Below are 12,428 nucleotides of genomic sequence, written 5' to 3'. Positions count from 1 at the left end.
CCGCAAAAGCTGTGAGCTGCAAGCTTCAAGCTGCAAGCTGATGTGTGTCGTGACTCGGACCGCTTTGACTTGCCGCTTGAAGCTTGCGGCTCGCCGCTGCCGCTAGCCATAGCGGCCCGTGATGTAGTCTTCGGTCTGCTTCTTGGCCGGATTGGTGAACAGCGTATCGGTGTCGCCGAATTCCACCAGTTTGCCCATGTACATGAACGCGGTGTAGTCGGAGACCCGTGCCGCCTGCTGCATGTTGTGGGTCACGATGACGATGGTGAACTTGGACTTGAGCTCGTAGATCAGCTCTTCGACCTTCAGCGTCGAGATCGGGTCCAGGGCCGAGCAAGGTTCGTCGAGCAGCAGGACTTCCGGTTCCACGGCGATGGTACGGGCAATCACCAGGCGTTGCTGCTGACCACCGGACAGGCCCAGGGCCGAGTCATGCAGGCGGTCCTTGACCTCGTCCCACAATGCGGCGCCCTTGAGGGCCCATTCCACGGCCTCGTCGAGAATGCGCTTCTTGTTGATGCCCTGGATGCGCAGGCCGTAGACCACGTTCTCGTAAATGGTTTTCGGGAACGGGTTGGGCTTCTGGAACACCATGCCCACGCGACGACGCAGCTCGGCCACGTCCTCGCCCTTGCGATAGATATTGTTGCCGTAGAGGTTGATCTCGCCTTCGACGCGGCAACCGTCCACCAGGTCGTTCATGCGGTTGAAGGTGCGCAGCAAGGTGGACTTGCCGCAGCCCGACGGGCCGATGAACGCGGTCACGCGTTGTTTCGGGATGTTCAGGCTGACGTCGTACAGCGCCTGCTTTTGACCATAGAACAGATTCAGGCCGGGTACTTCGATGGCAACGGTTTCTTCGGCCAGGTTCAGGCTCTGCTTGTCGCGGCCCAGGGCCGACATGTTGATGCCGTGTGTATGTGCTTCGTGTTGCATGGTCTCACTCCGTTCGTAGCTGCAAGCTTCGAGCTGCAAGCTGCAAGTTTGAGCAAAAGCGGCTTGTAGCTTGAAGCTTGCCGCTTGTAGCTAAGGACTCAGCTATCCAGTGCTTTGTATTTTTCTCGCAGGTGGTTACGGATCCACACCGCCGAGAGGTTCAATATGGCAATCACCAGCACCAGCAACAGCGCCGTGGCATAGACCAATGGCCGCGCCGCCTCGACGTTCGGGCTCTGGAAACCGACGTCATAGATATGGAAGCCCAGGTGCATGATTTTCTGGTCCAGGTGAACGTAGGGGTAGTTGCCATCCAGCGGCAGCGACGGCGCCAGTTTCACCACACCCACCAGCATCAACGGTGCCACTTCACCGGCGGCACGGGCGACGGCGAGGATCATGCCGGTCATCATCGCCGGGCTTGCCATCGGCAGCACGATCTTCCACAAGGTCTCGGCCTTGGTCGCACCGAGGGCCAGGGAGCCTTCGCGCACGGTCCGCGGGATCCGCGCCAAGCCTTCTTCGGTGGCGACGATCACCACCGGCACAGCCAGCAGCGCCAGGGTCAGGGACGCCCAGAGCAGGCCTGGGGTACCGAAGGTCGGCGCCGGCAGGGCTTCCGGGAAGAACAGACGGTCGACCGAGCCACCCAGCACGTAGACGAAGAAGCCCAGGCCGAACACGCCGTAGACGATGGCCGGTACACCGGCCAGGTTGTTCACCGCGATGCGGATCAGGCGGGTCATCGGGCCCTGACGGGCGTATTCGCGCAGGTAAACCGCCGCCAGGACGCCGAACGGGGTCACGATCATCGCCATGATCAGGGTCATCATCACCGTACCGAAGATCGCCGGAAAGATCCCGCCTTCGGTGTTGGCTTCACGCGGGTCATCGCTGAGGAATTCCCAGACCTTGCTGAAATAGAAACCCAGCTTGGTAAAGGTGCCCATGGCGTTCGGCTGGAAGGCATGCACCACCTTGCCGATCTCGATCTCCACTTCCTTGCCGTTGGCATCACGGGCCGTCAGGCTGTCGCGGTTGAACTGCGCGTGCAGGTCGGCCAGGCGCGTTTCGATTTCCTTGTACCGTGCGTCAAGCTCGGCGCGCTCACTGGCGAGGTCAGCCTGGGCGGCGGCGTCGAGCTTGCCGTCCAGCTCCAGTTTGCGACCATGCAGACGGATGCGCTCCAAACCGGCGTTGATTGCACCAATGTCGGTTTTTTCCAGGGTCTTGAGCTCGGCGGCGAGCTGATTGACCCGCGCAATGCGCGCCTGCAACTGCGGCCAGGCGGCTTCGCCTTCGGCCACGACCTTGCCTTGTTCCTTGACGTTGACCAGGTAACCATAGAAGTTACCCCACTCACGGCGCTCAAGCGCCATCAGCTCCGGCGGTGTGGTCTGGTTGGTCAGCCAGTCGCCGACGATCCAGGTGAAGTCAGTGCCGTTCAAGTCCCGGTTGCCCACCTTGATCAGCTCACGGGTCATGAACTCGGGGCCCTCATCAGGCACCGGCAAGCCCGCGCTTTTCAGACGCTCACGGGGCACTTCTTCTTTCTGCACCACTTCGCCGACCACCAGGTGCGCGGGCATGCCCGGCACGTTGTAGCTGGCGTGGATCAGGTCCGCCGGCCAGAAATGACCCAGGCCGCGCACGGCAATCACTGCCAGCAGGCCAATGGTCATGATGACCGCGATGGACACCGCGCCACCGCTGATCCAGACGCCGGGGGCGCCGCTCTTGAACCATCCTTTCAGGGAGTGCTGTTTCACAGACTTCTACCTTTCTTAAAGCGACGAATATTTCTTGCGCAGACGCTGACGGATCAGCTCGGCGAGGGTGTTCATGATGAAGGTGAACAACAGCAGCACCAGCGCCGACAGGAACAGCACGCGGTAATGGCTGCCGCCGACTTCCGACTCGGGCATTTCCACCGCCACGTTGGCCGCCAGGGTGCGCAGGCCTTCGAACAGGTTCATTTCCATGACCGGCGTGTTGCCGGTGGCCATCAGCACGATCATGGTCTCGCCCACCGCACGGCCCATGCCGATCATCAGCGCCGAGAAAATGCCCGGGCTGGCGGTGAGGATCACCACGCGGGTCATGGTCTGCCACGGGGTGGCACCCAGGGCCAGGGAGCCCAGGGTCAGGCCACGGGGGACACTGAACACGGCGTCTTCGGCAATGGAGTAGATGTTCGGGATGACTGCAAAGCCCATCGCCAGGCCGACCACGAGGGCGTTGCGCTGGTCGTAGGTGATGCCCAGGTCATGGGAGATCCACATGCGCATGTCGCCGCCGAAGAACCAGGCTTCCATGTACGGACTCATGTACAGCGAGAGCCAGCCCACGAAGATGATCACCGGGATCAGCAGCGCACTTTCCCAGCCGTCCGGCACTTTCAGGCGAATCGACTCAGGCAGGCGGCTGAAGGTGAAGCCGGCCACCAGGATGCCGATGGGCAGCAACATCAGCAGACTGAAGATACCCGGCAGATGCCCTTCGACGTACGGCGCCAGGAACAGGCCGGCGAAGAAGCCGAGGATCACCGTTGGCATCGCCTCCATCAACTCGATCACCGGTTTGACCTTGCGGCGCATACCCGGGGCCATGAAGTAAGCGGTGTAGATCGCGGCGGCAACGGCCAGCGGCGCGGCCAGCAGCATCGCGTAGAACGCGGCCTTGAGCGTACCGAAGGTCAGCGGCGAAAGGCTCAGCTTGGGCTCGAAGTCGGTGTTGGCGGCGGTCGATTGCCAGACGTATTTGGGCTCGTCGTAGTTCTCGTACCAGACCTTGCTCCACAGCGCGCTCCAGGACACTTCCGGGTGCGGGTTATCCAGCGTCAACGGTTGCAGCTTGCCGCCCTGCTCCACGATCAGCCGGTTGGCCCGTGGCGACATGCCGAACACGCCTTGTCCGTCCACTACCTGATCCACCAGCAGGGTGCGGTGGGCAGTGCTGTGGAACACGCCGAGCTTGCCCGCGGCGTCGAGAGCGACGAAGCCCTTGCGGCGTTCCTCGGCCGTGATTTCGACGATGGGCGTGGTGCCCATCTGGAAGGAGCGGATCTGCTTCAGGCGCTGTTCGCCATCCGCATCGCGTGCCATGAACCACTGGGACAGGCCACCCTTGGAGTCACCCACGATCAGCGAGATCCCGCCCACCAGTTGGGTGGCGGCGGTGATCTGGACGTCGGCGTTTTCCAGCAGTTTGTATCGACCGTTGAGGCTCTTGTCCCGCAGGCTGAACACGTCGGCCTGGGCCCGGCCGTTGACCACGTACAGCCACTGCTGGCGCGGGTCGACGAAGATGTTTTTCACCGGTTCGGTCATCTGCGGCAGCTCGATGCGGGTCTGCTCGCTGGTGACTTCACCGGTCATCATGTTTTCTTCACTGGTGACCGACAACACATGCAACTGTGCGCCGCTGGAACCGGCGATCAGCAGCGTCGAATCGGTGGCGTTGAGGCTGACATGCTCCAGGGGCGCGCCCTGCTCGTTCAACGCGATCGGCGTTTCGCCATAGGGGTACTCAACGGCGGGGGTGATGGTTTTCTTGCCGTCCGGGTAGCTGACCTTATAGGTATGACGGAACACCAGGGCCTGGCCATTGGACAGGCCGATCGCCACCAGCGGGCTGCCGGGCTGGTCTTCACCAATGGACGTCACGCTGGCACCGGCCGGAAGCGGCAGGTCGACGCGGCGCAGCTCCGCACCGCTGTCGATGTTGTAGAACAGTGCCTGGCCCTTGTCGGATACCCGCATGGCGACCTGGTTCTGCTCTTCGATGGAGATCATCAGCGGCTTGCCGGCGTCTTGCATCCAGGCCGGGGTGATCGAATCCCTGGAAGTCAGCTCCGCGCCCTGGAACAGCGGCATCACCACGTAACCAAGGAAGAAGAAGATCAACGTAATGGCCGCCAGGACGGCGAGACCACCGACCAGAACGTACCAGCGGGTCAGGCGATCCTTGAGCGCACGGAGATGGCGCTTGCGTTGAAGCTCAGGCGTATTGAAATCAATGCGCTTGGGAGGGGAAGTCGTAGTCATTGTGGAATTGGCCAGATCATTCATGCGCACACCCTAGCGATCCTGTATGACAGAAAGATGACAATGCAGTGACGCAACAAATCCGCCGCCCGTGGGTACCGGCAGCGGAGAGGAATTTGGACTGTGGGGGCCAACCCTGCCCCCACAGCAGTTCGGGCACTGGCCCGGGCTCAGGTGTTACTTCTTGGCGACGTTGCCGCCTTCCGACAGACCCAGGTCAGCCAGTGCCTTGGCGGCAACCTTGGCAGGAACCGGGATGTAACCGTCCTTGACCACGACTTCCTGGCCTTGCTTGGACAGGATCAGCTTCACGAACTCGGCTTCCAGCGGAGCCAGAGGCTTGTTCGGTGCCTTGTTGACGTAGACGTAGAGGAAACGCGACAGCGGGTATTTGCCGTTCAGGGCGTTTTCTTCGGTGTCCTCGATGAACTCGCCACCTTCTTTCTTGGCCAGGGCGACGGTTTTCACGCTGGCGGTCTTGTAGCCGATACCCGAGTAGCCGACGCCGTTAAGCGAGCTGCTGATCGATTGCACAACCGAAGCCGAGCCAGGCTGTTCGTTGACGTTTGGCTTGTAGTCGCCTTTGCACAGGGCTTCTTCCTTGAAGTAGCCATAGGTGCCGGATACCGAGTTACGGCCGAACAACTGGATCGGCTTGTTGGCCAAGTCACCGGTCACGCCCAGGTCGCCCCAGGTCTTGACGTCAGCCTTGGCACCGCACAGGCGGGTGGACGAGAAGATGGCATCGACCTGAGCCATGGTCAGGTGCTTGATCGGGTTGTCCTTGTGCACGAATACCGCCAGGGCGTCCACGGCCACCGGAATAGCGGTTGGCTTGTAGCCGTATTTCTGCTCGAAGGCCTGCAGTTCGTTGTCCTTCATCTTGCGGCTCATCGGGCCCAGGTTGGCGGTGCCTTCGGTGAGTGCGGGCGGCGCGGTGGAGGAACCGGCGGCTTGGATCTGAATGTTTACGTTCGGGTATTCTTTCTTGTAGTTCTCGGCCCACAAGGTCATCAGGTTGGCCAGGGTATCGGAGCCGACGCTGGAGAGGTTGCCCGACACACCAGTGGTCTTGGTGTAGCTCGGGATCGCAGGGTCAACAGCGGCAACCGCGTTGGCAGTCGCAACGCCAGCAGCGACAAACGTCATTGCCGCCATCAAACGCTTCAGTTTCATGCCTTACTCCTAGCAGATAGGGTGTGTTAAGTCGGCCAAGTATCGGTAAGCCGTGTGAACACTCTATGGCTGAAATATGACAATTGGATGAAAGGCCAGTATTGAGGTTTGCAGAATGATTCTTGTGGCGAGGGGATTTATCCCCGTTGGGCTGCGTAGCAGCCCCCCATTGCTGTTTGGAGTCTGTCTGATATACCAAGGCGCTGACTTCAGGGCCGCTTCGCAGCCCATCGGGGATAAATCCCCTCGCCACAGAGGCCGCAATCCCCTCCGGTTCGTCAGCGCCCCTTCCTCCAGAGATACGCCCCCACCACAATCCCCATCCCACACAGCGCCGCCACGTAATACGCCGGCCCCATCGGGCTTTCCTTGAGCAACAGGCTGACAATCATCGGCGTCAGGCCGCCAAAGATCGCGTAAGCGACGTTGTAGGAAAACGACAGGCCGCTGAATCGCACGACCGGCGGAAAGGCCTTGACCATGACGTACGGGACCGCGCCGATGGTACCCACCAGCAGGCCGGTCAGGGCATACAGGGGGAATAGCCAGTCGGGATGGTCGGCCAGACTGTGGTAGAAGGTCCAGGAGCTGGCCAGCAGCGCGGCGCTGCCGAACACGAAGACGCGGCCCGCACCGAAGCGATCCGCCAGGGCGCCGGCCAGGATGCAGCCTACGCTCAGCAGCACAATCGCCACGCTGTTGGATTGCAATGCGGTGGTCGGTGCGAAGTGGTAAACCGTCTGCAGAACGGTCGGGGTCATCAGGATCAACACCACGATGGCGGCGGACAACAACCAAGTCAGCAGCATCGAAAGGACGATGGCCCCGCGATGGTCACGCAGCACTGCGCGCAACGGCACTTCTTCAGCCAGGGCCTTGCGCAGTTGCAGTTCGGCGAACACCGGGGTTTCGTGCAACCACTGGCGCAGGTACACCGAGAAGAGGCCGAACACACCGCCCAACAGGAACGGAATGCGCCAGGCGTAATCGGCCACCTCCACAGGGGAATAAAGACTGTTGATGGCCGTGGCGACCAGCGACCCCAGCAGGATCCCCGCCGTCAGGCCGGAAGTGAGGGTACCGCAGGCATAGCCGATATGGCGCGGCGGAACGTGTTCGGAAACGAATACCCAGGCACCCGGCACTTCACCGCCGATGGCAGCCCCCTGGATCACCCGCATCAACAGCAGCAGGATCGGCGCCCACATGCCGATCTGCGCATAAGTGGGCAGCAGGCCCATGATCAGGGTGGGCACGGCCATCATGAAGATGCTCAGCGTGAACATCTTCTTGCGCCCCAGCAGGTCGCCGAAGTGCGCCATGATGATTCCGCCCAGCGGCCTCGCCAGGTAACCGGCGGCAAAAATGCCGAACGTTTGCATCAGGCGCAGCCACTCGGGCATTTCGGCGGGAAAGAACAATTTGCCGACCACGGTGGCAAAAAACACGAAAATGATGAAATCGTAGAACTCCAGCGCACCGCCGAGAGCGGAAAGCGAGAGGGTCTTGTAGTCGTTGCGTGTCAGCGGACGGGCGGGTTGCGCGGGGCTTGCCGTGCTCGAAGGCGCAGTGGTCATGGCGGGGGCTTCTCTTATAGTCGGTTCTGCAACCCGTCAATACGGGCTGGAGCGGTTCGGCACGATAGCAAATTGTTCGAAAAAGCACATAGAGGTGCATTATTGATAGTCGAAATCGGAACCGGGTGGTCGTCTCGACGCCTATCGCCCGATATACTCCCAGGCTTGCGACACTCTGTAAGGGGTTGCTGTGCGAAAACGTCGTTGGGGGCGTCATGAAGAACCAGCCGGTTTCGCAGAGTATCCCTTTGGCACGCCTTTACGAAAAACGTGACGAACGCAGGTTCGGGCTGAATCGTTTTTTACAAAGACGGCTATTCACCTGAAGTACACGACAGAGTTACGGGTCAGAGGCACCCCCGGCATGATAGAGCTCGAACAAGAAGATCCAATCCCGCAAGGCGACCTGGCGCTGCAAATCACCGCCCTTCCCCGCGACACCAACGGTTTCGGCGATATTTTCGGCGGCTGGCTGGTGTCCCAGATGGACCTGGCCGGCACGGCCATGGCCAGTCGGGTGGCCGGCGGGCGCGTGGCGACCGTGGCGATCGATCGCATGGCGTTCCTGGTGCCGGTGGCGGTGGGTGCACAGCTGTCCTTCTACACCCAGACGCTGGAAATCGGTCGCAGCTCGATCCAGATGATGGTCGAGGTCTGGAGCGACGATCCGCTGTCCAGCGAATGGCGCAAGGTGACCGAAGCGGTGTTCGTGTTCGTCGCCATCGATGGCAGTGGCCGTACCCGTTCGGTTCCACCCCGCGCCCGTTAGGCTGTGTACGAAATTGTTTGAAACGCAGGTTAGGCAAGGCAAAAATCGGCGAGGAACGGCCGGGGTCGCGCTCGACTTGACTGGTTGTCGAGCATTCCGAGCCGGTTTTTAACGCCGCATAATCAAGTTTCAAGCGATTTCGTACATAGCCTAAACATGGTGGCCGTTTCACGGTCCATTGCAGTTCCTGTTCCCGAGCGAGATTAGCAGCATGCCTACGCCCAATGTCGAAGCCGTCAAACTGGATGAACTCAATGGATGGCGCATTCGCCACGGCCAGGCCGAGTTGCTGGTGGCCCAGCAAGGCGCACATGTCCTCAGCTATCAAGTGGACGGCCAACCGCCGCTGATCTGGCTCAATGACCAGGCGACTTTCAAGGCCGCCAAAAGCATCCGCGCCGGCGTGCCGGTGTGCTGGCCCTGGTTCGGCAACCTGACCCGCAACCCCGACAGCGTCCAGGCCATGCGCGTGAGCAACGAACCGGCCACGGCCCACGGCCTGGTGCGCGCAATGGATTGGCAATTGCAGGGCATCGAAGCCGAGGGCGAACGCCTGAAGGTGGAGTTCGTGCTGCCCTACCCCGAGAACGGCCTCGCCGGCTGGCCCCATCAGGTGGACCTGACGCTGACCATCGTGATGGACGCACAACTGCATATCAGCCTCACCAGCCATAACCGCGGCAGCGAAACCGTCAGCCTCAGCCAGGCGCTGCACAGTTACTTCGCAGTCAGCGACGTGCGCAACGTACACGTCGAAGGCGTAGACGGCTTGAGCTATATCGAAACCCTGGACGACTGGAAAACCGTCACCCAGGCCGGCGACCTGCACTTTACCGGCGAGACCGACCGCATCTACCTCGACACTCCGCCGACACTGAGCATCGTCGACCCGCATTGGTCGCGACGGATCGAACTGACCAGCAGCGGCTCACGCTCGGCCGTCATCTGGAACCCCTGGATCGAACGGGCCAAGGCCTTCAGCGATATGGCCGACGACGGCTGGCAGCGCATGCTGTGCATCGAGACGGCGAATGTGATGGATGACGTGGTGACGCTGCTGCCTGATGGCAGTCATACCCTGGGCGTAAGCATCGGCAGCAAGCCGCTCTAACCGACACCACAAAAACACTGTGGGAGCGAGCCTGCTCGCGATAGCGGTGGGTCAGCCAGGATAATGGTGGCTGACAGTCCGAAATCGCGAGCAGGCTCGCTCCAAGGGGATCTGTGTCAGGTCGATCTAAGCGCTATAGATCCGCCTCCTGCACCACCCTCACCTTCTCCGCATCCAGCGCATACGCCGCGCTCGCCAGGTCGTTGTCGACCTTTTCGATCTTCAGCGTGCCGGTCACCCACAACGGCGTGTAGATGTCATCCAGCTTCAGGCCCTTGGGATAACGCACCAGCACCAACTGGTTGGGCGGCGGTGGCGGGACATGGATGCAGGCGCCGGGGTAAGGCACCAGGAAGAACAGCGTGCTGTGGCCCTTGGCATCGGTTTCCAACGGCACCGGATAACCGCCGATGCGAATGTGTTTGTCATTCATCGACGCCACGGTCTTGGTCGAATACATCACCGCGGGCAAGCCCTTGCTCTGCTTCAGGCCACCTTTCTGGGTGAAGGTGCCATTGGCTTCCGGGGAGTTGTGGTCGATCTCCGGCATCGCCTCAAGGGCTTTCTGGTCCGACTTGGGCATCAGTTCGAGCCAATCGGTTTCCGGCAGTTCGGCGGCATGGGCAAGGCCACTGCCCAATAGTAGAAGGGTCAACACTAGACGGCGCATGAAAAGGCTCGGCAATGGAAAGAGTCAGTGAAACGCCGGGCATTCTAGCTCTCTCTGCGCGCCTCGCAGAGAGAGCCATCAGCATTCTGAGTCAGTTTCTTTTGATCAGGCCGTAGATCACCAGCAATATGATCGCGCCCACCAGGGCACCGATGAAGCCGGCAGCTTCGCCCGCCTGGTAGATACCCAGGGCCTGGCCGCCATACGTGGCTGCCAACGAACCGCCAATACCGAGCAGGATGGTCATGATCCAACCCATGCTGTCATCACCCGGTTTCAGGAAGCGCGCCAGCAGGCCAACGATCAAGCCGATAAAGATGGTTCCGATGATTCCCATGGCATTTCCTCTTTTAAGTAGGAGCTATGCCAAAGCCTAGTCAGGCTTTGGCACCTTGCCATGAGAGAATCCGACCGACGAATGGTTCCAATAATGTTGCGGATTATTGCTCGGCGATCAGCGTCTCGACCTTGATAATCTGCTGGGCCAGGGTGGCCCGGTCAGCGCAGCGCAAGTTGGCGTGACCGACCTTGCGCCCGGCCTTGAACGCCTTGCCATAGTGATGCAGATGGCAATCGGCGATGGCCAGGACCTTCTCGGTGTCCGGCACCTTGCCGATGAAGTTGAGCATGGCGCTTTCACCGACCTTGGCGGTCGAGCCCAGCGGTAGCCCGGCTACCGCCCGCAGGTGGTTTTCGAACTGGCTGCACTCGGCGCCTTCGGTGGTCCAGTGGCCGGAGTTGTGCACCCGAGGAGCGATTTCATTGGCCTTGAGGCCGCCATCCATTTCAAAGAACTCGAATGCCATCACGCCCACGTAATCGAGCTGCTTGAGCACCCGGCTGGAGTAATCCTCGGCCAGGGCCTGGAGCGGGTGGTCGGTGCTGGCGACAGACAGCTTGAGAATGCCGTCCTTGTGGGTGTTGTGCACCAGCGGGTAGAAACGGATTTCACCGTCGCGGGCACGTACGGCGATCAGCGAGACTTCACCGGTGAACGGCACGAAGCCTTCCAGCAGGCAGCCCACGCTGCCCAGCTCGGCGAACGTGCCGGCCACGTCCTCGGGGTTGCGCAGGACTTTCTGGCCCTTGCCGTCATAACCCAGGGTGCGGGTCTTGAGCACGGCCGGCAGGCCGATGGACGCAACGGCGGCTTCCAGGTCGGCCTGGGACTGGATGTCGGCGAAAGCCGGGGTCGGGATGCCCAGGTCCTTGAACATGTTCTTTTCGAACCAGCGATCACGGGCGATTCGCAAGGCTTCGGCGCTCGGGTAGACCGGAACGAACTGGGACAGGAAAGCAACGGTTTCGGCCGGGACGCTTTCGAATTCGAAGGTCACCAGATCGACTTCATCGGCCAGTTGGCGCAGGTGATCCTGGTCGCCGTAATCGGCCCGCAGGTGCTCGCCCAATGCAGCGGCACAGGCGTCCGGCGCCGGATCCAGGAAAGCGAAGTTCATCCCCAGGGGCGTACCCGCCAGGGCCAACATGCGGCCCAACTGGCCGCCACCGATTACACCGATCTTCATTCGTCAACCACCTCAGGCAATGCGCGGGTCTGGATTGTCCAGGACGCTGTCTGTCTGCTCAGCGCGGAATTTCTTCAACACGGTATGGAATTGCGGATGCTTGGCGCCCAGGATGCTCGCCGACAGCAGGGCCGCGTTGATCGCGCCGGCCTTGCCGATGGCCAGGGTCGCGACCGGGATGCCGGCCGGCATCTGCACGATGGACAACAACGAGTCGACACCCGAGAGCATCGACGACTGCACCGGTACGCCCAGCACCGGCAGGTGGGTCTTGGCCGCACACATGCCTGGCAGATGAGCCGCGCCACCGGCACCGGCGATAATCACCTCGATGCCACGGGCCTCGGCTTCTTCGGCGTACTGGAACAGCAGGTCCGGGGTGCGGTGGGCAGAGACCACTTTCACCTCATAGGGGATGCCGAGCTTTTCCAGCATATCGGCGGTGTGGCTAAGGGTGGACCAATCGGACTTGGAGCCCATGATCACGCCAACCAGTGCACTCATCGTCGTGCCTCTTCTCTCTGGGCGCCCGCGGGCGCGTCAAAAAACAACAAGCCACGCGGGAAACCGGCGTGGCTTGTTGTACGAATAATGGCCGATCTGGACCGGCCGAAGGC

The 12,428-nt window shown here is 61.3% G+C and carries 11 protein-coding genes; 2 read left to right on the top strand and 9 right to left on the bottom strand.

Annotation, left to right across the window (positions count from 1 at the left end; genetic code table 11):
* Window positions 1-102 precede the first annotated feature (102 nt).
* The 5 genes from pstB to EGM97_RS10160 form a co-directional block, all read right to left on the bottom strand.
* Window positions 103-936 (bottom strand): phosphate ABC transporter ATP-binding protein PstB, encoded by an 834-nt coding sequence (pstB, locus tag EGM97_RS10180; RefSeq protein WP_238964843.1) that lies wholly within the window; start codon window positions 934-936, stop codon window positions 103-105.
* Between the two features lie 98 nt (window positions 937-1,034).
* Window positions 1,035-2,705, bottom strand: a complete 1,671-nt coding sequence (gene pstA / locus EGM97_RS10175) for a phosphate ABC transporter permease PstA (RefSeq protein WP_238964844.1) — start codon at window positions 2,703-2,705, stop codon at window positions 1,035-1,037.
* 15 nt (window positions 2,706-2,720) lie between these two features.
* On the bottom strand, window positions 2,721-4,754 hold the full coding sequence (locus EGM97_RS10170; protein ID WP_238964950.1) for an ABC transporter permease subunit: 2,034 nt from the start codon (window positions 4,752-4,754) through the stop codon (window positions 2,721-2,723).
* A gap of 405 nt (window positions 4,755-5,159) precedes the next feature.
* Entirely contained in the window at window positions 5,160-6,158 is a 999-nt protein-coding gene (locus EGM97_RS10165; RefSeq protein WP_238964845.1) for a phosphate ABC transporter substrate-binding protein PstS, read from the bottom strand.
* A gap of 278 nt (window positions 6,159-6,436) precedes the next feature.
* Window positions 6,437-7,735: an MFS transporter gene (locus tag EGM97_RS10160; protein WP_238964846.1), complete on the bottom strand. Its 1,299-nt coding sequence runs from the start codon at window positions 7,733-7,735 to the stop codon at window positions 6,437-6,439.
* A 364-nt stretch (window positions 7,736-8,099) separates the two neighbouring features.
* On the opposite strand from EGM97_RS10160, the gene EGM97_RS10155 reads away from it, so the two are divergent.
* Window positions 8,100-8,504: an acyl-CoA thioesterase gene (locus EGM97_RS10155; protein WP_024777863.1), complete on the top strand. Its 405-nt coding sequence runs from the start codon at window positions 8,100-8,102 to the stop codon at window positions 8,502-8,504.
* A 211-nt stretch (window positions 8,505-8,715) separates the two neighbouring features.
* Complete coding sequence (locus EGM97_RS10150) at window positions 8,716-9,615, top strand: D-hexose-6-phosphate mutarotase (RefSeq protein ID WP_238964847.1); 900 nt, start codon at window positions 8,716-8,718, stop codon at window positions 9,613-9,615.
* 133 nt (window positions 9,616-9,748) lie between these two features.
* Here EGM97_RS10150 and EGM97_RS10145 read toward each other — a convergent pair whose 3' ends face one another.
* The 4 genes from EGM97_RS10145 to purE form a co-directional block, all read right to left on the bottom strand.
* Window positions 9,749-10,285 carry a DUF3299 domain-containing protein gene (locus EGM97_RS10145; RefSeq protein ID WP_238964848.1) on the bottom strand — a complete coding sequence of 179 codons (537 nt, stop codon included), beginning with the start codon at window positions 10,283-10,285 and terminating at the stop codon, window positions 9,749-9,751.
* Window positions 10,286-10,376: 91 nt separating this feature from the next.
* Window positions 10,377-10,622 carry a GlsB/YeaQ/YmgE family stress response membrane protein gene (locus EGM97_RS10140; RefSeq protein WP_238964849.1) on the bottom strand — a complete coding sequence of 82 codons (246 nt, stop codon included), beginning with the start codon at window positions 10,620-10,622 and terminating at the stop codon, window positions 10,377-10,379.
* 103 nt (window positions 10,623-10,725) lie between these two features.
* Window positions 10,726-11,811, bottom strand: a complete 1,086-nt coding sequence (locus EGM97_RS10135) for a 5-(carboxyamino)imidazole ribonucleotide synthase (RefSeq protein WP_238964850.1) — start codon at window positions 11,809-11,811, stop codon at window positions 10,726-10,728.
* Window positions 11,812-11,823: 12 nt separating this feature from the next.
* A complete protein-coding gene (purE, locus tag EGM97_RS10130) occupies window positions 11,824-12,315 on the bottom strand; it encodes a 5-(carboxyamino)imidazole ribonucleotide mutase (RefSeq protein WP_003196369.1) in 492 nt (163 codons plus the stop codon).
* Window positions 12,316-12,428: the final 113 nt, after the last annotated feature.

This window comes from Pseudomonas sp. AF32, from assembly GCF_022342325.2.
GTDB classification, from domain to species: domain Bacteria; phylum Pseudomonadota; class Gammaproteobacteria; order Pseudomonadales; family Pseudomonadaceae; genus Aquipseudomonas; species Aquipseudomonas uvaldensis.
Note: the sequence above shows the minus strand (reverse complement) of the source record. Positions and strands in the feature narration are given on the sequence as shown.